Raw genomic sequence first — 23,256 nt, forward strand, 5'->3', positions numbered from 1 at the left:
TATTGAACTCAAGTTAACGACGATGAGTACACTCTTATGACGACATTAAACGAACAATTAGCAAACCTAAAAGTAATTCCTGTTATTGCCATCAACAAAGCAGAAGATGCGATTCCTCTAGGTCGCACTTTGGTTGAAAACGGTATGCCTTGCGCTGAAATCACGTTCCGCACAGAGTGTGCTGCAGAAGCGATTCGTGCTATGCGTGCTGAGTTCCCAGAAATGTTGATTGGTGCGGGTACAATCTTAACTAATGAACAAGTTGACCAAGCGATTGAAGCCGGTGTGGACTTTATTGTTAGCCCAGGCTTTAACCCTCGTACGGTTCAATACTGCCTAGACAAGGGCGTAGCTATTGTACCTGGCGTAAACAATCCAAGCCTTGTTGAGCAAGCGATGGAAATGGGGCTGCGTACACTTAAGTTCTTCCCTGCTGAGCCATCTGGCGGTATTGGTATGCTTAAAGCACTAACGGCAGTTTACCCAGTAAAATTTATGCCAACAGGTGGTGTGAGCCTAGGTAACGTAGATGAGTACTTGTCTATTCCTTCAGTGCTGGCATGTGGCGGTACTTGGATGGTTCCTACAAAGCTTATCGATGAAGGCAAGTGGGATGAACTAGGTACATTGGTTCGTGACGCAGTCGCTCACGTAGCATAAGTGTCGTAGCGCCCCGATAGAATTAGCGAAAAGAATGTAAAGCGAGCCTCAGGGTCCGCTTTTTTTATCGCCAAACAAAATTAAACTCTCGAAACTATTCCATGCTTATACAAGTTTTTAATTTTTCATTTGTATTACAATACATCTCGGTATACTAAGGTTTTCTGGTTTTTTTGCCATTTAAAGGGCAGATTTACCGCTATTTAGGTGATTTTAGCCACTAAAATAGTTATGTTTTAGATCACAATAAAAACATATTGTAGTACAAATAAAGTTTAATTGGAGTAATCTAAGAGTCAGTTAATGATGATACTTAAAAGGCTGAAAAAATGACTATTGATACTCTTGTTGTTCTTGCCTACTTCTTCTTTTTAATCGCAATTGGTTGGATGTTCAGGAAGTTCACTACCTCAACCAGTGATTACTTCCGAGGGGGAGGCAAGATGTTGTGGTGGATGGTAGGTGCTACTGCCTTCATGACACAGTTTTCAGCATGGACGTTTACAGGTGCCGCAGGACGCGCATTCAACGACGGTTTCGTTGTTGTAATCCTATTCTTGGCCAACGCATTTGGCTACTTTATGAACTACCTTTACTTCGCTCCAAAATTCCGCCAATTACGTGTAGTCACAGCGATTGAAGCAATTCGTCAGCGTTTTGGTAAGACTTCAGAGCAGTTCTTCACCTGGGCTGGTATGCCAGACAGCTTGATCTCAGCCGGTATTTGGTTGAACGGTCTTGCAATTTTCGTAGCAGCGGTCTTCAACATTCCTATGGAAGCGACCATCATCGTTACTGGTTTAGTTCTAATGCTAATGGCTGTAACGGGTGGCTCTTGGGCAGTTGTCGCGTCTGACTTTATGCAAATGCTGGTTATCATGGCAGTGACCATTACCTGTGCGGTAGCGGCATACTTCCACGGCGGTGGTATTGGTAACATCGTGTCGAACTTCCACGGAGACTTCATGCTGGGTAACAACCTGAACTACGTTAGTATCTTTATCCTTTGGGTTGTGTTCATCTTTGTTAAGCAGTTCGGTGTAATGAACAACAGCATCAACGCTTACCGTTACCTATGTGCGAAAGACAGTGAAAACGCGCGTAAAGCGGCAGGTCTTGCTTGTGTGCTAATGATTGTTGGTCCTATCATCTGGTTCCTTCCTCCTTGGTACGTAGCGGCATTTATGCCTGACTTCGCCGAGAAATATGGCTCCGTGGGTGGCGATGCAGCTTACCTAGCGTTCGTACAAAACGTTATGCCAGCAGGTATGGTTGGTCTACTGATGTCAGCGATGTTTGCGGCGACCATGTCTTCGATGGACTCAGGTCTAAACCGTAATGCAGGTATCTTCGTGATGAACTTCTACAGCCCGATTGTACGCCCTCAAGCTTCACAAAAAGAGTTGGTTATCGTCAGCAAGCTAACCACTATTATGATGGGTCTTATCATTATCGGTATTGGTCTATTTATTAACTCTCTGCGTCACCTAAGTCTGTTCGACATTGTACTGAACGTGGGTGCACTGATTGGTTTCCCAATGCTGATTCCTGTGCTGCTAGGTATGTGGGTTCGTAAAACGCCAGACTGGGCAGGTTGGGCAACCTTGGTTGTCGGTGGCTTTGTTTCTTACATCTTCGGCATATCACTACAAGCGGAGGACGTAGAACGCATCTTTGGTCTAGAGCAAGTGTTGACTGGTCGTGAGTGGGCTGACCTTAAAGTAGGCTTGAGCTTAGCAGCACATGTTGTCTTTACTGGTGGCTTCTTCCTACTAACAACTCGCTTCTACAAAGGCCTAACACCAGAGCGTGAGATAGAAGTAGACCAACTGTTCAAGAACTGGAACACACCAATTGTGGCAGACAGCGAAGAGCAGCAGAACCTAGATACAAAACAACGTGGCATGCTTGGCAAACTTATCAGCGTAGCGGGCTTTGGTATATTGGCAATGGCTCTGATTCCAAACGAGCCAACAGGACGACTACTGTTCCTACTGTGTGGTTCTATGGTCCTAACCGTTGGGGTACTGCTGGTGAATGCGGCAAATAACCCAAAGCAACAACTGGCTAGTCAGGAGTAACCTGTACTCGTCATTCAAATCTAAAGCCAGTCACGGAGACTGACTGGCTTTTCATCTAATGTTTTGGCTCCTGATTTGGCAAAGCTTGTACTATATGTATGATTTAATAGCTAGGTCAAAGAGAAAGTTTCAAAAACATTTTAAAAAGAGATGACCATAAATAAAGGAATGAGTGACGTTTTTGATCGCAAAAAGGCGCTCTATTGTCTATCTCGACGTATTTTATGATTGATCTAATGATTATATAACAATATTATTCTAGTTATATAATCATACAATAATGCATTTGGAGGCAAAAATGACTAAACCTACTATCGGCTTTATCGGTCTGGGCCTTATGGGCGGCAACATGGTTGAGAACCTACAAAAACGTGGTTACCAACTAAACGTGATGGATCTAAACAAAGATGCGGTAGCGGTATGTGTTGAGCGTGGAGCGACAGCAGTAAGTACAGGTAAAGAGCTAGCAGAAAACAGCGATATCGTGATGCTATGTCTGACTACATCTGCAGTTGTTGAGAAAGTGGTTTACGGCGACGAAGGTATCCTAGCGGGTATGTCTGAAGGCAAAACGCTAATCGACTTTGGTACTTCTATCCCAGCTTCGACTAAGAAAATTGGTGAAGACCTGGCACAAAAAGGCGCTGGTATGATTGATGCTCCTCTTGGTCGTACTCCAGCACACGCTAAAGATGGTCTATTGAATATCATGGCTGCGGGTGACATCGACACGTTTAACAAAGTGAAGTCGGTTCTAGAAGAGCAGGGTGAAAACGTGTTCCACCTAGGCGCACTTGGCGCAGGTCACACGACTAAACTTGTAAACAACTTTATGGGTATGACAACAGTTGCAACAATGTCTCAAGCATTTGCGGTTGCTAAACTAGCGGGCGTTGATGGTCAGCAACTGTTCGACATTATGTCTGCTGGTCCATCCAACTCACCGTTCATGCAGTTCTGTAAGTTCTACGCGGTAGACGGCGAAGAGAAGCTAGGTTTCTCAATTGCAAACGCAAACAAAGACCTTGGTTACTTCCTAGAGATGGTTTCTGATCTAGGTACACAGTCTTTAATCGCAGAAGGCACATCTAAGAGTCTGCAAGCAGCGGTAGATACTGGTCTAGCGAACAACGACGTACCAGTAATTTTTGATTACTTCCTAAAACTTGAAGCTGAAGCGAAATAACGCCAGTTTCAAATAGGCAAAGCGATCAACAAAAATAAGAAGAGAGCAAGTGGTGTAAGTCGCTTGCTCTTTTTCTATGTGGGAAGAAGATAAATCTGACGATGCTTTTCTTTTCAGTCAGCTGTGGCATATTGATTTTATCTTCACTATGATGCGTGTTTCGAATCCCACTGTATGTGCCCCATTCCAATGGCTTCTTTGTCTAAAATTATCTCACCTTAATACTAGACTGACTTAGTCTTGATAGCGAAAGTACCATTTCTATTGCTCTCATTTCACCGTCTAATTTGAGAGTTTGCTTTGCTACGTTTCTTTGTGGCTTCAAAAGGTCAGCCGCTAAAGCTGGATAATGATAAGTTAAATCTTTGTATGTTTGATACTCGTGTTGATAACACAGTGATCTGATCCAGCCAGACTGGACGCATAATTAAGCGACATTTTGTTGTTCAAAGTTAATTGGGCTGAGATACCCAAGAGCACTGTCTTCTCGTCCGATTACAATCAACCTCTATGTATTCGAAGATCGCCTGGTGCATCTCGCGTCGCGATCTGATCATATTGGATAGCTTCAACTTTCATTGAATTGAAGAAGCTCTTAACACAAGCGTTGTCCCAGCAGTTTCCTTTATCCGCTAATACTTTGCTTAAGATTATAAGTAGTTATTAGGTCTTTATAGTCTTTTGAACAATACTGACTACCTCGATCATTGTGAACGATAACCTACTCGGGGGATCCACTGCGGAAAAAGGTCATTGAAAGCGCATAAAGAGTTTTCGGGGCGATTTATCTGTCCTCTTTATAAACAGACGCCCTAAGCTTAATTGACCTAGGGCGGTTAAAATTTCAAAAAACCGATATCCTGTTAATCGCAATGCAGCTCCGCTTAAATGAATTACATTGCGCAGAAATGCGGGCTTGTCTTTCTAATGCGCTGATCTACGCGTTGGGGGTGATGTCAATCACTGGCATAGAAGTGGTATTTGAACCAAGATCCAGCACACTGTCATCGTCAGTATTTCTCATCTTAGGAACACGGGTTAACACAGGTTTGCCTGTAAGAAGTTCCACTTCATCGCGTCGTCTGACTGCTGTGTCGGTTAGCTCCAGAATCAGGGCAATCCCTGCACCCAGCCCTAGCCCTCCCACGATACCTGCAATCAGAAAGATGATGGGAGGCAAATTGGATGGCGCACTTGGTGTGTAAGGACGATCAATCACCTTTACGCGCTTTTCTTGTTCGAAAACACCTAGCGAACTGGTTAACCTTGCCATTTCGTATCGTTCCAACAGGTTTTCATACAGTTGGCGTTTCAAAGAAAGGTCGCGTTGCAGGTTAAGTAAGGTTTTTTCGTTCTCGCCAAACTTAGACGTCATTTTTTCCAGTTCGGTGATCATGGTTTGAAGGGTTTTCACTTCCTCTTCTAAACTGTCGACCTTTGAACGCGCTTTCTGCAAGTCATCCAGTTGAGAAATCAGAACGGGTTGGTTCTGATCCGAATCTTCGATAGCCGCTGAACTGGCGATGTCCCAAAGTTGGGTGCTGTCCAAAGAAGGCTGACCTTGAGCAAGGAGATTCGCGCGTTCTGTCTCGAGCCTTCTCAGGTTGCGAATTTTAGCCTGAACCTTACTGTGAGAGTCCGTGTACTTGGCTCTGAGCAAAGTCAGTTCACTGCGGATTAGAATGATCTGCTCTTCCAGTTTGCCAACAACCGGATTGGTTTTTGAAAGCTGAACATCCAGGCTTCCTAACGTTCTTTTGGCTCCGGCGTATTCGGCTTGTCTCTCAAACAGTCTTTGTTTTAGCTGTGCCAGACGGCTTAACGCTTCAAGCTGCATTTCCGGAAGCAACGAGCCGTTATCGCTTTTAAACTTCGCCAGCGCGGCTTCAGCGGCGTCCAGCTCTGCCTGACGGTATTTGATGTTCTCAGAAAGAAAGTTCTGAGAATCGGTCATGGAAGAACGCTCTGGCGCAAGCAACTGCTCAACGAAGTGATGGCTTACGGCTTCCAGAGTTTCTTTCATCCCTTCAGACGTGTTTGAGCGATACTCAATTTTTAACAGGTCTCTGCCAATCTTGGTGACTTTAAGATTGTTAGATAGCTGACGAATCACCGCATCCAGTTCAATTGGGGAAGGGTTATCACTTACCAGATTTCTTTCTTTGGCGACAGAAGCCAGAATATGACGGCTATGAAGCAGTGTTTTTAGTGCATCCAGACGATCTTTCAGCATGGTAGATACGGCAAGATCTTCCAAAAATGGGTTCATCTTCGCGGTTTCTTGAATCAGCATACTGGTATGCGAGTCGTAATATCTTGGCGTGGTTTTACCAATCAAGAAACCCAGGATTGGTAAAATGAGGGTTGGCATTACAATTAAGTAGCGTCGACGCCATGCACCCATCAAGATAATGAGGACTCTCTGGCTTAATGTCATCATAGTGCCTCCAACCAGACTTCAAGCTCGCGAGCACGGTTGTCCCACGAGTGTCTGGCAGCAGCTTCAGGCTGCGATTGATTGATCATAAACTGGCTGTTTTCCAGTGCAGACTTGAACTCTCTCGGGCTACGCACACAGTGAACCAGCTTTTTGAACGGTTGTAGCGCCGGGAAGTCAGTCGTAACAATCGGCGTACCCGCCGTAATGTATTCCAGCAATTTAAGTGGATTGCAGGCTTTGATCTGTTCGTTATCGACAAATGGCAACATGCTGGCTTGCCAGTGGCGGCTGTAGCTTGGCAGGGCGTGATGGGGTTTTGGACCAAGCCAATGAACATTAGGTAAATTCGGAAGTGGGTTGGTTGCCAGTTCGAGTTGACCAATGAACACAAAGTGCCACTCCGGCATCGAGCGAAATACCTGATCCAGCATGTCGTAATCAAGCCAGTTAGATAAGCTGCCATAGAATCCGGCGATAGGGCGACCATCTGTGGGTAAGTCCTGTGCACGAGGAACCTGAGTCGAAAACAGAGAATAATCGACACCATGGGGCAGATACTGAGTCTTGTTCTCTGGGAATTTGCTCATCAGGCTTTCACTGGATGCCAGAATCATGTCTGCTTTTTCGACCAGCTTTTGCTCGTGTTGCAGCACACAGCCATGATCAACGCCAGTCAGTGCGCCAAAATCGTCACAGCAATAGTACACAACAGCAGATTCGTTCAGCTCACCGCACAGGTCTGCGGCAGTTGGCAGTGATGTCCATAGAATTGGGTCTTTCATCCCGTAATGTTCTATCACAGGCAGCAACTGAGACTTCATCCAGTTTTTCGCCATGTTGCGCGCCCACATTGAACATGGGGCTGGGATGGTGCGCAGTGTTACAACCGGGAAATTAGGTTTAACCTGCATTGCATCGGTGCTTTTCTTTGTTGGGGCAGTAATTTTGGTCCACGCTCTTTTCATGTCGCGCACTGACAATCGAGGCTTTCTCAATCCAATCGAATTTACCCAAAGTACTTTGCGGTTGTGGCTAATACGGTTGATAAGGTGCTGAGTGCTAGAAGGCAGTCCGCCCCAGTCTTCTCCGAATACAATCAAATCACGAGGCATGGCGAACCTCCTCAATAGTGTCTTGTGTTAGGGATTTAATGACTCTTGCAGGGTTTCCAGCAGCAAGAACCATGGGGGGAAGATCTTTAGTGACAACGCTGTTTGCTGCGACGATAGTGCCTTGTCCTATGGTGACACCAGTCATAACCGACACGCCAGTAGCCAGCCACACATCGTTTTCCAGAACCACATCTCCTGTCTGGTCATCCGAGCAGGGAGCACCTTGAGCTCTGCTTTTCGGATCCAGCGGGTGACCTGGGTAACCACAGATGAATGAGCGACCAGCAATGCGAACGTTATCGCCCAGAACCACTTTAGTGCCGACGGCGATAGTGGTTTGCCAGCCTACATCAACATTACTGCCGATTTTCAAAAGCGGCTTGTCGGTAAGCGTTCTGCCCGAAAAAGTCGTGTGACCCGAGATACGAGCATTGTCTCCGACTTCGATTGATAAAGGACCTGAAACGAAAGGGACACCACCGTAAAGATACAGGTTGTCGCCAAATTGGTTGAGGCGGCCTTTGAATACCGGTGTGTGAATAAGAACGCGAAGCGTTGTCTGCCAAACAAGACTGATTTGCTGATGGATAAAGTAAGCAAGCTTGCATACCAGATGAGGCAGAGGAAGTTCGAAATTCAAAACACGTTTAATGTTTCGAAATAGAAATTCGGCGAGTGGGCTGTCGCTATGCTTAAGCCAATTTTTTATAGATTGTAAATGTAATGAGAGCATAGTCTGTCCTGTTATGCAGTGACGTTTGACTATGCTCTTTCAATGATTGTGCCAGAAAATAAAGTATTAAAATACAGTGAGATACGCTGTCTTCTATGTCAATGACATTGGGATTCTCAATTTGACACGCGATTTGGATGAGTCTTTTTTGGTTGATGATCTTTGCTTAGATGGTTTTTTAGGTTTTTGATTCGGTAACATAACGCCTCCTACATCATGGCTTTGTTCTTTATCTACTACGTACGTCTAGTCTGAAAAGAGCAGCATAAGTTATGTTTGCATTCTGAATGCGTCTATTCGTGTACATCCTGATAACAAATTGTACACATTTAGTATAGACCATGTTTCTTTCAACAAAGTTTCATCAGGCTTTTGCCAGTATGTTGAAGTCTCTTAAAGTCAGAAGAGTGCCAGAGCGACACTCAATCGTGATGTTGTTCTGTCGTTGAGCGGTTAGTCAAAGCCGAGATAATGCTGGTGTAGCACTTGTCTGCGCGATACCCGTGAGCAATGTGCGCTCCCGCTTTGGCAATGCTTTGTAGTGCCACCGGATTGGTTTTCACCTGCTCCAGTTTTTCTTTTAGCGAAGACATATCGTATGGTTTGTACTTCAGGCAGTTAACCTGATTGGAAAGCGCTAAATCCCAGAATGAACCATCGGCAGGGATAATGACGCACATTCCCGTGCTCAGTGCTTTCAACACCTGACGTTCGTTATCAAGATTACCGGGCAGAGCCAGATAAATGTTCCCAGGCGCCCACTGAACATCCTCTTCGCAGCGCTGACAGCCAAGCAATGTAGACTGGTGTTTGATGTCTGTATTTTTGTGGATGTTTGCTCCAGTTTCTTTCAGATAGATCGCAGGGCGATTTTCTTTTCTGATGTGAGCAAGTGCATCCAGTAAATGGGCCAGGTTGCGAGTCTGAGTTTCACAAAATACTCGCTTCAGGCTGTTTTCTTCCTGCATGGGCTGATCAACATAGATGTAGCCCATTTTGAAAGGGGTGTACCTTTCGCTCTGAATTATATCCTGAGCCTGTTGGTGTGCTGTTGTGTTTGGACACTCTTTCCACTGACATGCAATTGCTTCAAGCATGGATTCACGCATGCTCTGTAAATAGAACACTCTATCCGCTTTGGTCAGGCATAGACCGTTTTTAGGCGTCCAGCTCACAGGCTGACTGATTAACTGAACCACCTGATATTTAAGCAAATTGCGAAGAAAAAATACCGGGTAGCTGGCACTGGGTTGAGAAGTCAGTAAAACACTGGATATCTCTCCGTAACGCAGGCGAGCAAAAATGACGCAGCAACAAAATGCCAAAGCACGATACCAGCGAACGAGTGGATTGTTACTGGGTGTCATGGATTTCTGGCTAACCGTGATGCCAGCGTAACCTTCGATCTGCGACTGATCCGGTGCCATAACCGTAATCTTTGTATCATCACCCTGAAGCTGATTAAGAACATCTTGAGTCAAGGATTTGGTGCTTTGACCTTGATCGCCGGACGCGACGACTAGAATGTGTGATGCCTTGTTCATAGTGAACCTCCAGAGGCTTTGCCACCAGTGAGTAACTTAGTGATGTACCCTAAGTTGTTGAGCAAAGGGGATAGATGAGCTGAGTATCGGTACTCGTAATGTGACTCAATCTCTTGCAGGTAAATCGCTGCAAGTGTCACACAGTACCGTTTCGGGTCAGACAGGCGTTGTGCCAGATAGCGAGCCTGTTCAGAGAAATAGGTCAGTCTGTTGTTATCAGAAGCCATCATCTCAATGGCTTCTGCGAGTGAAACATGTGAATGCGCCAGTGCCAGGAATCCTGTCATTCCCTGACGAATGACTTCCGGGTTAGAACCAATCATTGGGGCGATTGCAGGAAGCCCGCAGCGTCCGGCTCTGACGATATGGTCTCTTGCGCCGTCTTTTCTCGCACCGCTAATGTAGGCATCAGCTTGCTCGAAGTAGGGAGTATGATCATCAGGGCTGTATACGAAATGGACCGCATCTTTGATATCAAGCAACATAGCCTGCTGCTCAAGCTGACTGCGCTCTTCCCCTTGCCCAAGCAGTACAAGGTGTGCATTTGGGTATTCCATACGCGCCATCGTCAACGCTTGTATCAGAGCGTCAATCCCACTTTCCTGAGTCAGCGGCTCGCTGTTAATCAGCACAAAAGCGTCATTTTCCAAATTAAAATGGGTATTTAAATCCAGCACCTTTGCGCGGTGAGAAGGTGAAACCGTCGCAGCAACAGGTCTTTGTACTACTTCAATCTGTTCGCCAGGGTATCCCAGAGATTTTAAGGCTGAGGCGACATGATTACCCGGAGCGATAAGTTTGGGCATTAAACGAATACCCAAAGGCAAAGAATCAACGGAAGTAAATTTGGCTTCTACGTCCACCATAATGGGAACATCACAGTGATTGGCTACCCAGTTCATCCACTGACAACTTAAGCTGTCTAAGCAATGGATCAGAGAAATACTCTCTGTGCGTACAATTCGCTTTCCAACTTGGTATTTTTGATACCATCCGGCCAAAGAAGACGTAGAACTGGAGTCAGACGAGTAAAATAAAACTTCAGGAAATTCTCGTTGAAGGAGAAATTCAGTTTCTGCATCCAGACAGTGCCAGAGAGTGACAGTAAAAGATTGAGTCTGCAGACCAGAGCAAATTGCGCGGAGGCGTGCAACAACGTCAGTCGCGTCAGAATTGTCATATTGGACCAACAAAATATTGGTTGTGGTATCCATGCTGCCTCCCTAAGAATCGCTTTTCTGATTAGCTTGAATTATTAGGGAGCAATAGATGTGCCAATCTAATGATTGTAATTATCTTGTTGATTTATATGAAAGTGATAAATTGATGTGCTCTTTGTTTCTTATTGTTGAAGAGGTTCATTTTCATTTTGAAAATGCATTCTCAAAATGAAAATGCTAGCAATGTTGATGGTAGATCTGCAAAATTGATGGAATAACTGCCTGAGTTGAAAAGCCTTTTTCTACAGCTCTTTTAGCGGCAATTCGGATTGCCATTTTTTTGTCGCATGGCATGTTTTGCCAATCTGAGATTGCCATAGGGAAGTTGGCGTACTCTTTTATCCAGCCATTTTCGCCATTAATTACCAGTTCTGACAGATTTCCGACCGGTGTGCAAAGTACCGGAACACCTTGTGCCATGGCTTCTAATGCTGACATTGGCAGCCCTTCGTAGCGAGAAGGAATCACAAGAAGTCCAATGTCTGACCAAATCTTTGACATGTCTTTTTGATGACCATGAAAAACAACATTGCCTGAAGCCTGAGGTTTCAGGTCTTCCTCCATCGGACCACTGCCATAAATGTGATAGTCAGTCGAAAGGTCAAGAGCTGCCATTTCTAAAAAGCGATCAGGAGCTTTTTCATGACTCAATCTGCCAACAAAGGCGATCTGTTTTCCTTCGCTAAATGGCAGGTCATCTGTACTCACAAAATTCCGAATTACGGGAACTGAATGTGAAAAGCGTTCTGCGATAAGTGGGCTAACTGCAAAACTGTGCTTGCAGATCCGAGCGGTTTTCCTGTCCAGCCAGTCGTAAAAACGAAGCTTACCAGAACCTATTTCGCCTGCATGGAATGTACTGATGACGGGGATACCTGTTACCAATGAAACCAGCCTGGCGAATATGCCTGCTTTGTATCCGTGGGTGTGCACGATATCGGGTTTTTGGGATTTTGCCTGTTGGTAGAAACCCGAGAGTGTTCCATCAAGAAATTCAAAGGGAATATCGGCTTCTTTCAACTTTTTGAGCATAGGATGGGGAGTCGGGTATTCACGTAAGAACATAACGCTTACGTCGCAATGCAACTGGCGTAATCCAATAGCCAGTTGCACTACGTGGGATTCAATACCACCGAACCCCTGAGAATCGAGAGTCAGCCAAACCTTGAGTGGGTTAGTCCTCTTCTTCATGGGTTTCCCATGCCTGTTTTTTACGATAAAGGGTGGATGGGCTAAGTTCCAGAAGCACAGCTGCATTCAGTACATTGCCATCGCAGTATTCGATTGCGTTCTGAATTGCCTCACGCTCAATCTCTGCCATTGGTCTGACAGGCATCTTACCCATTTCAGCAGGCTCTGGGGCGGTAGGTGCTTCAAAATTGGCGGTTGCCGTAGATACCGCGACTTCCGCTTCAGCGGTGTACGACCTCGGGAATGGAAACAACCACTGGCTCAGGTTTTGGTACCGGTGCTTTAATAACTCTTGAAGTACTGCCGACACCAGCCGACATGGTGTTCAATTGGTGGCGGTAGGTGCTCCATTGACACTTGAGGTTCATCGTTAAGTACAACGATATTGCGAATAATGTTTTGCAACTGACGTACGTTACCCGGCCAGTCGTAGTTACACAGAACCAACTCAGCGTCGCGTTTAAAACCAGTGAACTTCTTCTTATCTTCACGGGCGTATTTGCGCAGGAAGAATTTGGCTATGTCGATAATGTCAGTTCCGCGTTCACGGAGAGGGGGCAGGTTAATAGGGACGACGTGAACACGGTAATACAAGTCTTCACGGAAACGACCTTCCTGAACTTCTTTCAGTGGGTCCCGGTTGGTTGCACAAATAATCCGGCAGTCCACCTGAATTTCTTTTGTGCCACCAAGAGGAGTGAAACGTCCGGTTTGCAGAAAGCGAAGCAGCTTTTTCTGCATATCCAGTTCCATCTCGCACAATTCATCAAGAAACAGTGTGCCGCCATTCGCCTGAGAGGCTGCACCTTTTTCTGTCTGTCGTCGCACCTGTAAACGCTCCTTTCATATGACCGAAGATTTCGCTCTCTACCAAGTCGCGTGGAATCGCCCCGCAGTTGAGGGCGATAAAAGGTTTGTTTTTACGGTTGCTCTGATTGTGAATGGCTTCTGCACATACCTCTTTACCCGTACCGCTCTCACCACAGATAAAGACACTGGCGGTGGTAGGAGCAACCGAATCAATAATCTTGTATACCGCCTGCATAGGCAGAGAGGAACCGATAAAGCCCTGATAACGCTTCCTGTCCAGCGTTGATTGCAAGTCTTCAACAAGGTGCTCTAGCTTGTTTCTCTGCAGATGGTTTTTTATGGAGGCTTTCAGTCGATCGGCATTGATGGGTTTTTCCAGAAAATCGTCAGCACCGATTCGCATTAAATCGACGGCGACATTCACTGAACCGTGAGCAGTCGCAATAATGACAGATGTGGATATCTGGTTTTCCCGGATCCAAGCAAGCACATCCTGACCATGCATATCAGGCAGTTTTAAATCCAGTATCACGAGCTGAGGTGGATTCTTTTCAATAAAGTCTTTAGCTTCTGCGCCCGTCGCTACGTGGAAAAAATCGTACGGTTCATCTTTTACGTACTGTTTGTAGAGTATCGCCAGTGACGTTGAGTCTTCGACTAGCAGAACTTTAGGTTGAGTCATAGTTTTTCATCTCCCATGCCCTGACATGGTCCCCGATTCTTAAGCAAGTAGTCTTATCTTGTAAGCAATTAATCGCTATTATTCTAGTTTGATATTAAGTTAAGCAGACAACTCTGGTGGATGCAAAGTTAAGCCCATATTTTTTAAAACAGTTTTATGGGCTAAGTAGGGTCTGCTGACCTTTCGCGGTTAAATTTTGTTCGATTTCTATGTGTTTTAATCGCGGCGCAAGGTCTTTCGCTTAGTCATTCTAAGTAAATACCTTGCAACAAAGAGTAAAGCACATAGAAACGAACCCTTTGGGCAGCATTTGTGGCTCCTTTCTACTGTGTTACCGCTTATTGATGTAGAGTGACTACATCGAATAAGCGCTGCCTTGTATAAAGAACCCACAAATTGCTGCAAAAATCATCTCGAAAGGTCAACAGACCCTAAAAGTTCCACTTAAATAAGAGATTTCGTTACTCAAATCCTCTTGCACTTCGTTCGCGTAATGCCGCAAAAGACAGGTCTGCGACTCTCGGCAGGGCAGCGGCACATTCCAGTGCTTCTTCAACTTTCTTTTCGACGCAGAGCATTTCTATTTTTCGAGCGTGTTTGGAAAGCCTCTGATTTCCCAAAGTGACGGAACTGCTTCCTAGTGTATGAGATTCAAATTCAAGTGCTTCGATGTTCCGGGTGTTAGCCGCTTCCATCAGATGAGAAACGCGATCTTTCGATTCCTGTAGGTAGAATTCGATCAGTTCAGGTAACACACTGGCATCGGTGTCGCGGATGATCTGTTGAATGACTTCTTCGTCGACCAGAGTCGCCCCGTCGTCATTGTGTTCAAAAGCCGTTATCGCGGCGATGTCTTTTTTTCTTTCAGTTGAGCTGTTTTCCATAACATCCTCATTTTTTTTATCACCTAAGTGTAAGCTTAGACAAGATAGTAAAGTTGAGCGATTAAAAGGTTTAGAAAGGTAGTCCGACATCCCAGAAGAAAGGAATCTTTCTTTGTCACCCGATAAGGAATGAGCCGTAAGAGCAACGATTGGAACGTTGGAATATTCTTCAGACAGGGCGCGAATGTGTTTCGTCGCTGTCATGCCATCCATCTCAGGCATTGAGATGTCCATAAGAATCAGGTCGTAGTGCTTTCGCTTAACGGCATCTATTGCTTCGCGCCCGTTATTGGCGATATCTGGGGTGACGCCTGCGTGTTGCAATGTGCTTTTGATAACAAGCTGATTGGCACTGTTATCCTCGACCACTAACAGGTTTCGACCTGCCAACGTGAAATCGGTGGTGGGAGCCTGATGAAAATGCTGGTCAACTTCGCTCTGATTTGATTTTTCAAACAGGACACTAAATTTAAATTCACTTCCGATGCCTTCCACACTTTGTACGCTGATGTTTCCATCCATTAAATGGAGAAGCCTTTGAGTAATCGCTAAACCAAGCCCCGATCCTTCATAGTGACGAGCGAAGGACTGGTCGACCATGGTGAACTCATCAAACAGATGAGGAAGGTAGTGTTCCGCAATGCCAATTCCGCTGTCTTTAATTGAACACAACAACTCTACTCGCGATTCGTGATATTCCGCATGTACGTGAACATCCACACCTCCATGCTCTGTAAATTTGACCGCATTACCAATCAGATTAAGCAGGACTTGCTTGAAGCGATAGGCATCACCGTACACGTAAGCGGGAACGCTCGGGCTGACATTCAGATCAATATAAAGCCCTTTTTCTTCTGCCTGAGGTTTAAAGAAATCAACCGACTGAGTAAGGCTTTCATTTAAGTCAAAAGCCGAAGGTTCTAGCATCAGTGTACTGGCTTCCATTTTGGAGAAATCCAGAATGTCGTTGATGATAGAAAGAAGCAATTGACCTGAGTTAGTTGCAGTATGAACCAGTTCTTTCTGTTCAGTACCGAGAGGCGTTTGTTCCAGGCTTCCAAGCAGCCCGAGTACGCCATTCATTGGGGTACGGATCTCGTGGCTCATTGAAGCAAGAAAACGGCTTTTGGCTTCGCTTGCTGATTCAGCCTGCTTGCGAGCCACTTCCAGTTCCTTTTGTTTGTCTGCCAGTTTCTGAGACATGGAGTTGAACGCTTTGGCAAGTTCGCCTATTTCATCTCCTTCTGCAATTGCGACCTGCACCCCGGGACCTTCCTGAGTGACAAGTTGCGCCGCATGCTTAATTTTGTATAGATTTCTTGTCAGGTAAGACCCCAGTATCAATGAGAACAGAGTAACCAGAGCCACTTCAATCGAGGCGATACTTAGTATCCAGGTTTTCGCATTGTCTAGCATGCCGTGTATGTCTTTGGTTGCGAACCCCATTTCAATATGACCGTGCCTTAGCGAGCCGGTGGTAATGGATGTTGCCCGATCAAACACGCCATCCTTAGCAGAGGAAAGCCCTGTGTCCATGGCTGCAAAATGCTGTAGCAGGTTTTGCTCACCACCTTCCACCAGAAGTCTGCCCTGATCATTGTAAATTCGGACGTAGCACAAATCTTTTAGATCCAGAATGTCATCAACCAGTGTTTGCAACGTCGCAATGTCGGAAGAGATCACGGCATCCTTGGTTGCTCCTGCGAACATTTTCAGGGTGGTGTCGGCACGTTGCAGAAGCTGTTGCTCGTTAGAATCAGACAGAAATTTGACTGCGCTCAGCACCAGAGTCATCAGCATAATGATTTCTATACCCGCGATGCCGATGATGGTTTTCAACCGAAGATTCATTGTTGTCTCCTACGCATGCTTTGGCTCAATGAGCATTAATAAGGTGTCATCATTAGGGGGAGTGCCTGCCAATGCGTCGAAGTTTGCCATCACAGTATCTATGGCTTCCTCTATGGGAAGCTCAAGTGTGTGAAGCAGTTGTTTTTCTATTTCTTTTGTTAGTTGTGTTCTTTCTGTGACGGTGTCACCTGATTCAAATAACCCGTCTGTAAATAATGCGATTCGTTGCTTTTTCCCTAGGGTTAGCTTGAGTGGTGAGTACAGAGTTTCTGGTAACAGACCTGGAAGCATGCCCTGAACAGAAATGGTCTCTAGTTCGTTTTCTGATATTAGAAGTGGGCAAGGGTGACCTGCAGAAGCGAGCTCGATTTCGTTGTTCCCATGCAGAGAGAAGGCGCAGCTGGTCAGGGTAACCTGAGAAAGTAGCTGATCGTCAAATGCACTATCAGATAGTTGACCAAGCAGCAGGCAAGGGTCTGCTTCCCGAGTGTTGTTTAATAACCCTCGCAGATACCCGGCGTAAGCATACGAAAAAAATTTTGCGCTGACATCGTGACCCATGACATCAGCGAGAACATACAGATCTTCTTCGCCAAAGGCTTTTGAAAGCAGGAAGTCGCCACCGCCACATCCCGTGTTCCTCTGGCGTACTGCGATATCCCAGCCTGAGTCGGGGGAATGGATCTTAGGAAGCAAACTGTTGGTGATTTTTTCATCCAGCCGATGAGAAAGATGGTTGTAAACCTGTTCAGAACGGGCGAGAACCCGCTGAACCGAGAACAACAACGACTTCTTATCCACGGGTTTAATAAGGTAGTCATCAATCCCGAGGTGGTTGGCATTCATCTGTACATTTTCACCCGCCAGTGCAGTGAGAAAAATAAAAGGAATCGACTGACCATCCTGAGCGGACTTAATTGCCTGGCGAAGCTCCAGACCACCCATGGTAGGCATCTGGATATCGGAGATAATTAAATCGTATTTGTTGACCTTAATTAACCCCAGAGCCTGATCGCCATTTTGCGCGCAGGTAATGGTAAAGTCCTTATCAAGATAAGCTTTGTACACTCTGAGCAATAGTGGATCGTCGTCGACGATCAGCACATCTGGTTTTCGAGTCTGGATGGGAATGTCCCAACTCATCAATAACGTATTGATTCCATTGTTGCTGGAGTATTCAAGGTGTTCGCAAAAGGTCTGAATGAGGGCTATACCACGACCTTCCTCTGATTCCGTAAACTGACTAATAATGTCTTTCGAATCTTTCAGGGTGGGGTCCCATTGCTGACCAGAATCCGACACAGACAAGAACAGTTTGCTCGCATTCTTTTCTAAGATAACTTTGATTGAAGGGCTTTGTGGTGATGCATGCTGAACCAGATTGGTAGCCCACTCCGAGAAACACAACAATATGTTATTTTTAAGGTTTGAAACACTCAAAGTACTGTTTAGAGCTTTGGATAGACATTGCCTGAGTACGGTGACCGACTCTAAATCAGTGTGTCTTTCGTGTTCGAAAAGCTGAATGTTTCTTTGTGTACTCATATGCTCACCTGTAAGAAACGTGCTTTGCGAATAGACAGCGTTATTTTGGATACCCAACTCTTGGGCAAGAATCTCGCTTTTTCTATCTGACGGCATAGCTCATCCGCCAGGCTCGGGTGATGAAGGTCATTGATCACGGTGCCCACCAGATTGGCGTTATTGTCATTAAGATGCGCCATCGCAGAAGAGAGCTCTGACTGATTGGTTTTGCCTGCCATCAACATCAGAATGGTTCCATCGCAGGCACCAGCAACGGTTTCTGCGGGTATGTTATTGGCGTTAAGCTGAGAAATGGGGCTGGTATCGATGATCACTCGATCATAGTCTTTTAACCATTCCTCAATCTTCTGTTTCAGCATATGTGGCTGGCGGAAGCCCATAATCTCAGCTTTCTCAGTAGGGGCGTTTACCCCAGTGATAACTTCATGCGTCCCTTCAACAATAGCCAGATGCTGACAAGGCCCCGGTGTAGGCTCGGGTTCAATGGTATTGCCGTCAGTATCTATCACGTCGAAATCTTCAAATACGTCTTCACTGTCGCCTGAGTTTGGCAGCATGGTTGGCAGATCAAGCGTCATAAGGCTAGGGTGTTTAAGGTTTAAATCCACAAACAATGTTCGGTAGCCAGCAAGCAGGTGTCGTTCTGTTAACGCCAGCGCCATTGAACTCGAACCCTCACCGCAGTTGGTTGATGTAATGCAGAGAGAGCGACAGTGGTGCTTCTCTAGTTGCAGAAACACCTGCTCAATTTCCATATTGCACGCAGGTATAGACATTACAATGCTCCTATCAAGGCGATCGTCGCGAGTACACGGAAAACGTCGTCTAAACCTGTTCGCACTTTTTCCAGAATACTTTCGTCCATTCTTGGCACATACACAGTATCACCAGCACGCAATACAGGCAGGGAACGGAAATTAGCGGTTCGGCTGAACTCGATCAGGTCAAAGGTTCTGGCTTGTCCCTGACAGCAAGACATGTTGACCACGCTGATTTTTTCAAGGTAGGCGTTGTTGTCCGGACCGCCTGCTTCAGCCAGTAAGTCGAGAATGGTCATGGTGTCGTTAAAGCGGTAACGACCAGGGTTTCTTACCGCGCCCAACACTCGAATCGTGGATTCTTTACTTTCATCCAGCCAGTTCTTGTTCTTTTCTGGAACATAGATGGTGTCACCGGGTTTTACTTTTGGCAGCAGCGACTCGTCACCAGTTTCAAAGTACAAAGAAAGGTTGAGCTTGCTGACTCTGGCGTACTTTCCGTTTCTATGTGTAACCCGAATATTGTGAATGTCGGCATTTTGAGTAGGACCGTCAGCCGCGGCAAGAATGTCCAGAAAGTGCATGTCTTCAGTAAATCGGTAACGACCAGGGGCAGAAAGCTGACCGAATACGTAAATAGAAGCATCGGAAGCCTGACGAACCCATTGTGCTTTGTTGTCTGAAGGGTCTTGTGGAAGGTCGTGAACTCGTACCGTACTGCCTGCACGAATTAATGGGAGTTCAGAGTCGCTTGCTCCACGCTTAATAAAATCGTCCAGATCAAAAACAGTCAATTGAGGAACCCCAGCAGGAGTAGGAGTGACGACTTCAATTCGGCTGGTATCTGCGCGCCCGACAGGACCGCCAACGTGAGCTAGAAGATCCATCAGGTTCATTTCATCAGACCATTCGACACGACCGGGTCTTTTCACTTCTCCGATGACACGCACAGCGCGGTTTGGTGCAATTTTCAGCCACGACTTTTCGTTGATGTCCGTTTTCTCAGGAACAAAGATGGCATCACCCGGACCAATGGCTGGTGGTGCGACACGTTGTGTCCCTTCGGTGTATCCAGAAAGGTCAAAGTTAATGACTCGACCACTACTCTTTATTACCCGAATCTGGCGAGATTCGGCGAAACGTGTAGGACCTCCGGCATTTGCCAGAATGTCCATAAAGGTCGCGCCTTCTTTGCCCTCGAACGCGCCGGGTTTAGCCACCTCACCCATGACATACACAGTGTTGGAACCGGACTTAATTTCTTCTTCCTGTTTAGGTACGAAGATCGTTGCCCCGGGTACCAGATTGGGTAACAGGTTAGCATTACCGGTATCCAGATATTTCTTCAGGCTGAACAGGGTAGGCTCGTTGTGAGTGATGACCCGAATTTGCTCCACAGCGGCATAGCGTGTGACCCCGCCTGCGCGCATCAGAAGATCAACCAAGTTGTTCTCTTCCTTGTAGGAAAACGTACCCGGTGCATTCACTTCGCCGAATACTTTGATCGCATTTTTACCATCGGCTGCATCACCGGAATCAGCGAGTTTGGCGGGGTCGAACTCCTGTTCGATATTGCCCACCATGGGAGATGCCGGAATGAAAAGAATGTCGAGGGATTTCATATCTGGCAACAGGTTTTCGTTACCCGTATCCAGAAATGCTTTGTAATTAAAGACCTGAACTTGTTCGCCTCTGCGAAGCTGGATTTGATCTAACTGCGCACCAGAACGCAAACCTCCGGCAGCATGAAGTGCCAGTTGAACACTGTCGCCTTGCTGCAAAGTGTATTCACCCGGGCTTTCAACATAACCCTGAATACTCACTAGCAGCTGCTTCTTGCTCACAAATACTTTTAAGTTGGACAAGTCCTGCAATACGGTTTTAAGGCTGATAGTAACAGTCGCCACCATTTGGTCTTCTGTCTTTCCCGCCACGTGAATGGGACCCACTTCGGGAAGAATCAGACGTCCACGTTTGTCTACCTGAAAGTCTTTGTTCAATGTTGGTTCACCGGGAAGCATCACGCTTATCAGATCGCCCACGTTCACACGTTCTTCCTTGGCATAAGTGCCTTCTGAAAAGCACGCACAAACCATTAAAATAAGGAACAGCAGAGATCTATTCATTGGACACCTCCGCAGGCAGGATTTGATCCGCCTGAAGCAGTTCAATCGTTACACGGCGGTTGGTAAGTCTTACGTGAGGTTCGTTTCCTTCGAATAGGGGATCGGACTTGCCAACAGAATCGACATGAATTCTCTCAGGAGCCAGACCGAAGATACTGAGGTAGCGCTTCACTTGCTTGGCTCTTTCCATAGCAAGATCAGAGTTGTAGTCTTCTCCGCCTACTGAATCCGCATGCCCGGTAACCAGTAGCTTAAATTCAGGGTGCTCTTTGAGAAGATGAGAAGCTTCCGCAAGACGCCCAACATATTTGGGATTGAGTTCGTAACTGTTGAAAGCGAATTGGTTGTCGGCGTTCAGAAGGTCGTATAAGCGCGTCGCTAGGCTTACTTCGACACGGCTTTTTTCATTGCTGCCCGGCGGCACACATTCTTCTTTTGAAAGCACATAGTCGAGTTGATTTTCCAGACGGCGAAGCAGCTTTCTCTGGATGATTAAGTCGTTTGCGGCATCGTGATGAAGCCCGCCTTCAAGTTCTCTGGCGATTCTGGCTTCGTTGTTCTTGGCATGAAGCACCGTCGCTGGGAAGCACCATTCTGCTTGCTCCAGAATAAGAACGTCTAAGTGTCTTGCTGCCAGTTCCCATTCAAAGCGTAAGCCGTGCTCGGGACCCAAAGGCTCATCTGGCATAACGGCTGCAAAACTGGCTTGTGGGTAGTGCTCTGCTAAACCGCCTTCACCCTCTGGTGCAAAACTGGTACATCCTGTTACTGAGATAATGATTAGTGATAAGTAGATTAATCTCATGCCTAGCCTCCCGAAAAAAATGACGTGCCTCGACGTGCGGTCTGGTCTGTCAGCTGTTGTTGTTCACTGGAATCGCGTTGCTGATTCGGAGTAGGGTGATCAGTTCAAGCGGCTGCCCGTGTGCGTTTTCAATACGCATGACTCGTTTTTTCTCCACCAGACGTTTGTAGAGATAAACGATGGCTCCAACACCGGACGAATCCAAAAAAGATACCTGCGATAGGTCGATTTCGACTTCATGATGTGTGTCTTCAAAGATCACTTTGTCGATTTGTGGTTGAAGGCTCTTGCAACCCATTGCATCCATATCACCCAAAACTGAAAGGGTCAGTAATTGAGGGCTCTGTTCTGATCTTTGCATTTCCATGGTGCTTCTCCTGCTATCGGGAAAGTTACGCTATTAGAGTTAGCATGATGTGTGCCAAAAATAATTACTAATAAATACAGTTGGATAAGAAGGTTTTATGACCTTTTCTCAATTTGAGACTTAGAGATTTTGTCAATTTGATAATAGGTGACGAGTTTCATTATCGCTATATTCAAAATGAGAAATCTTTGTTTACAAGGGGTTAGATCACAATTGGTGCTGAGCCGATAAAGAATGAAAACGACGATGAGTATTGTCTTATTTATGATAAAGAGGGCAGTTGGTGTATCAGTGTATTGATACGGAAATCTCGTGTTACTAGTGTATAGAAAGGGTCGGTTCTGGTGAGCTGATCTTTACTCAAGCGCAATCAGGCTAAGCAAATGAGACGGGGTTGAGTATGTTCTTTAAAACGGTTTTTCTTTTCCTGTCGTTATTGTTAGTGCCAGCGGGAAACGCCACGCAAATGAAAGAGCTTATTGGCGTTCAGGATGAGTGGGCACCATTTGCAATGAGTGGCGAGAACAAAGGGATAGCAGTCGATATTGTGACTGAGGCGCTGAAATCTCAGGGGTACAGGCTTCGATTCAAAATGATGCCCTTTGCGCGTGCTATTCATGAGGTAAAAAGAAGTCGGGTCGACATTTTAGTCGCCACCTGGTTAACCGAGGAACGCACTGAGTATCTTAGTTACAGTCACCCTTATTTCTACAACAGTGTGAAATTTATCAAACGTAAGGGTGATGGGTTTGAATATTTCGGGATGAATAGTCTGGAAGGAAAAGTCGTCGGAATTGTACGTAGTTATGGATACGGAGACGAGTTTACTAACTCACCTTTGTTTGAACGCCACCCAGTCGTGGATACCTTGGGAAACCTGAAGAAGCTGGAAGCAGGGAGAATCGACCTCACTTTGGAAGAACCTTTAGTCGCCAAGCACATCATGCGCAATGCAGGAATGGATGTTGACCAGTTTGCTTTCACCAAGAACGCGCTTTCAATCAATGCTCTTCATGTTTCCATCAGTAATAAACACCCCAATGCCAATAATATATTACGAGCTTTCAACATCGGTCTTAAAGAAATTAAAAAGAATGGAACTTACTGGGAAATCCTTGTGAAGTACGGTTTAGAAGCCGGAGATTAATGATTGGTTTCAATTTCCTACAGTATTTGTATTTCAGTGATAACACATGGCGTTCTTCTGCGTGTGCCGAAAAAATGGTAGCAATCCATTGTCCATTGCCTTCAAATTGACTAA

The 23,256-nt window shown here is 45.9% G+C and carries 16 protein-coding genes and 2 pseudogenes; 4 read left to right on the forward strand and 14 right to left on the reverse strand.

The window, feature by feature from the left end; all coding sequences use genetic code 11:
- Positions 1–36: 36 nt before the first annotated feature.
- From INR79_RS08440 to INR79_RS08450, 3 genes are all read left to right on the forward strand, one after another.
- Positions 37–660, forward strand: a complete 624-nt coding sequence (locus tag INR79_RS08440; protein ID WP_223096812.1) for a bifunctional 4-hydroxy-2-oxoglutarate aldolase/2-dehydro-3-deoxy-phosphogluconate aldolase — start codon at positions 37–39, stop codon at positions 658–660.
- 329 nt (positions 661–989) lie between these two features.
- Positions 990–2,741 carry a sodium:solute symporter family transporter gene (locus tag INR79_RS08445; RefSeq protein WP_223096814.1) on the forward strand — a complete coding sequence of 584 codons (1,752 nt, stop codon included), beginning with the start codon at positions 990–992 and terminating at the stop codon, positions 2,739–2,741.
- Between the two features lie 298 nt (positions 2,742–3,039).
- A complete protein-coding gene (locus INR79_RS08450) occupies positions 3,040–3,927 on the forward strand; it encodes an NAD(P)-dependent oxidoreductase (protein ID WP_223096816.1) in 888 nt (295 codons plus the stop codon).
- Between the two features lie 427 nt (positions 3,928–4,354).
- Here INR79_RS08450 and INR79_RS08455 read toward each other — a convergent pair.
- From INR79_RS08455 to INR79_RS08520, 14 genes and pseudogenes are all read right to left on the reverse strand, one after another.
- Positions 4,355–4,690: pseudogene (locus INR79_RS08455) on the reverse strand (IS3 family transposase); the annotation flags it as partial.
- Between the two features lie 174 nt (positions 4,691–4,864).
- Positions 4,865–6,367 (reverse strand): GumC family protein, encoded by a 1,503-nt coding sequence (locus INR79_RS08460; protein ID WP_262415395.1) that lies wholly within the window; start codon positions 6,365–6,367, stop codon positions 4,865–4,867.
- Entirely contained in the window at positions 6,364–7,479 is a 1,116-nt protein-coding gene (locus INR79_RS08465; protein ID WP_022550519.1) for a glycosyltransferase, read from the reverse strand. The genes INR79_RS08460 and INR79_RS08465 overlap by 4 nt, the downstream gene beginning before the upstream one ends.
- Positions 7,469–8,212, reverse strand: a complete 744-nt coding sequence (locus INR79_RS08470; protein WP_004408124.1) for an acyltransferase — start codon at positions 8,210–8,212, stop codon at positions 7,469–7,471. The genes INR79_RS08465 and INR79_RS08470 overlap by 11 nt, the downstream gene beginning before the upstream one ends.
- Before the next feature lie 422 nt (positions 8,213–8,634).
- On the reverse strand, positions 8,635–9,756 hold the full coding sequence (locus tag INR79_RS08475; RefSeq protein ID WP_022592500.1) for a glycosyltransferase: 1,122 nt from the start codon (positions 9,754–9,756) through the stop codon (positions 8,635–8,637).
- Complete coding sequence (locus INR79_RS08480; protein WP_223096818.1) at positions 9,753–10,970, reverse strand: glycosyltransferase family 4 protein; 1,218 nt, start codon at positions 10,968–10,970, stop codon at positions 9,753–9,755. Before INR79_RS08480 ends, INR79_RS08475 begins: the two co-directional genes overlap by 4 nt.
- A 183-nt stretch (positions 10,971–11,153) precedes the next feature.
- Positions 11,154–12,167 carry a glycosyltransferase family 4 protein gene (locus INR79_RS08485; RefSeq protein ID WP_223096820.1) on the reverse strand — a complete coding sequence of 338 codons (1,014 nt, stop codon included), beginning with the start codon at positions 12,165–12,167 and terminating at the stop codon, positions 11,154–11,156.
- A pseudogene (locus INR79_RS08490) lies at positions 12,151–13,659 on the reverse strand (sigma-54-dependent transcriptional regulator). The gene INR79_RS08485 and the pseudogene INR79_RS08490 overlap by 17 nt, the downstream one beginning before the upstream one ends.
- A 461-nt stretch (positions 13,660–14,120) precedes the next feature.
- Positions 14,121–16,394 carry a response regulator gene (locus INR79_RS08495; protein ID WP_223096822.1) on the reverse strand — a complete coding sequence of 758 codons (2,274 nt, stop codon included), beginning with the start codon at positions 16,392–16,394 and terminating at the stop codon, positions 14,121–14,123.
- A gap of 9 nt (positions 16,395–16,403) precedes the next feature.
- Entirely contained in the window at positions 16,404–17,939 is a 1,536-nt protein-coding gene (locus tag INR79_RS08500; protein WP_223096824.1) for a SpoIIE family protein phosphatase, read from the reverse strand.
- A complete protein-coding gene (locus INR79_RS08505) occupies positions 17,936–18,715 on the reverse strand; it encodes a chromosome partitioning protein ParA (RefSeq protein WP_223096826.1) in 780 nt (259 codons plus the stop codon). The genes INR79_RS08500 and INR79_RS08505 overlap by 4 nt, the downstream gene beginning before the upstream one ends.
- Positions 18,715–20,793 carry an SLBB domain-containing protein gene (locus INR79_RS08510; RefSeq protein WP_410482899.1) on the reverse strand — a complete coding sequence of 693 codons (2,079 nt, stop codon included), beginning with the start codon at positions 20,791–20,793 and terminating at the stop codon, positions 18,715–18,717. The genes INR79_RS08505 and INR79_RS08510 overlap by 1 nt, the downstream gene beginning before the upstream one ends.
- 22 nt (positions 20,794–20,815) lie before the next feature.
- Positions 20,816–21,628 (reverse strand): OmpA family protein, encoded by an 813-nt coding sequence (locus INR79_RS08515; protein WP_004400647.1) that lies wholly within the window; start codon positions 21,626–21,628, stop codon positions 20,816–20,818.
- A 49-nt stretch (positions 21,629–21,677) separates the two neighbouring features.
- Positions 21,678–21,995, reverse strand: coding sequence for an STAS domain-containing protein (locus tag INR79_RS08520; protein ID WP_004400645.1), 318 nt, complete (start codon positions 21,993–21,995; stop codon positions 21,678–21,680).
- 400 nt (positions 21,996–22,395) lie between these two features.
- On the opposite strand from INR79_RS08520, the gene INR79_RS08525 reads away from it, so the two are divergent.
- Positions 22,396–23,142 carry a substrate-binding periplasmic protein gene (locus INR79_RS08525; protein ID WP_022606705.1) on the forward strand — a complete coding sequence of 249 codons (747 nt, stop codon included), beginning with the start codon at positions 22,396–22,398 and terminating at the stop codon, positions 23,140–23,142.
- Positions 23,143–23,256: the final 114 nt, after the last annotated feature.

Source organism: Vibrio sp. SCSIO 43132 (assembly GCF_019904195.1).
In the GTDB taxonomy this organism is placed as follows: domain Bacteria; phylum Pseudomonadota; class Gammaproteobacteria; order Enterobacterales; family Vibrionaceae; genus Vibrio; species Vibrio nigripulchritudo.

Bases quoted from the DNA above. Each gene is read 5' to 3' on its own strand.
- INR79_RS08440 (WP_223096812.1), top strand. From the start codon at position 37: ATGACGACATTAAACGAACAATTAGCAAACCTAAAAGTAATTCCTGTT.
- INR79_RS08445 (WP_223096814.1), top strand. From the start codon at position 990: ATGACTATTGATACTCTTGTTGTTCTTGCCTACTTCTTCTTTTTAATC.
- INR79_RS08450 (WP_223096816.1), top strand. From the start codon at position 3,040: ATGACTAAACCTACTATCGGCTTTATCGGTCTGGGCCTTATGGGCGGC.
- INR79_RS08460 (WP_262415395.1), bottom strand. From the start codon at position 6,367: ATGATGACATTAAGCCAGAGAGTCCTCATTATCTTGATGGGTGCATGG.
- INR79_RS08465 (WP_022550519.1), bottom strand. From the start codon at position 7,479: ATGCCTCGTGATTTGATTGTATTCGGAGAAGACTGGGGCGGACTGCCT.
- INR79_RS08470 (WP_004408124.1), bottom strand. From the start codon at position 8,212: ATGCTCTCATTACATTTACAATCTATAAAAAATTGGCTTAAGCATAGC.
- INR79_RS08475 (WP_022592500.1), bottom strand. From the start codon at position 9,756: ATGAACAAGGCATCACACATTCTAGTCGTCGCGTCCGGCGATCAAGGT.
- INR79_RS08480 (WP_223096818.1), bottom strand. From the start codon at position 10,970: ATGGATACCACAACCAATATTTTGTTGGTCCAATATGACAATTCTGAC.
- INR79_RS08485 (WP_223096820.1), bottom strand. From the start codon at position 12,167: ATGAAGAAGAGGACTAACCCACTCAAGGTTTGGCTGACTCTCGATTCT.
- INR79_RS08495 (WP_223096822.1), bottom strand. From the start codon at position 16,394: ATGAATCTTCGGTTGAAAACCATCATCGGCATCGCGGGTATAGAAATC.
- INR79_RS08500 (WP_223096824.1), bottom strand. From the start codon at position 17,939: ATGAGTACACAAAGAAACATTCAGCTTTTCGAACACGAAAGACACACT.
- INR79_RS08505 (WP_223096826.1), bottom strand. From the start codon at position 18,715: ATGTCTATACCTGCGTGCAATATGGAAATTGAGCAGGTGTTTCTGCAA.
- INR79_RS08510 (WP_410482899.1), bottom strand. From the start codon at position 20,793: ATGGTTTGTGCGTGCTTTTCAGAAGGCACTTATGCCAAGGAAGAACGT.
- INR79_RS08515 (WP_004400647.1), bottom strand. From the start codon at position 21,628: ATGAGATTAATCTACTTATCACTAATCATTATCTCAGTAACAGGATGT.
- INR79_RS08520 (WP_004400645.1), bottom strand. From the start codon at position 21,995: ATGGAAATGCAAAGATCAGAACAGAGCCCTCAATTACTGACCCTTTCA.
- INR79_RS08525 (WP_022606705.1), top strand. From the start codon at position 22,396: ATGTTCTTTAAAACGGTTTTTCTTTTCCTGTCGTTATTGTTAGTGCCA.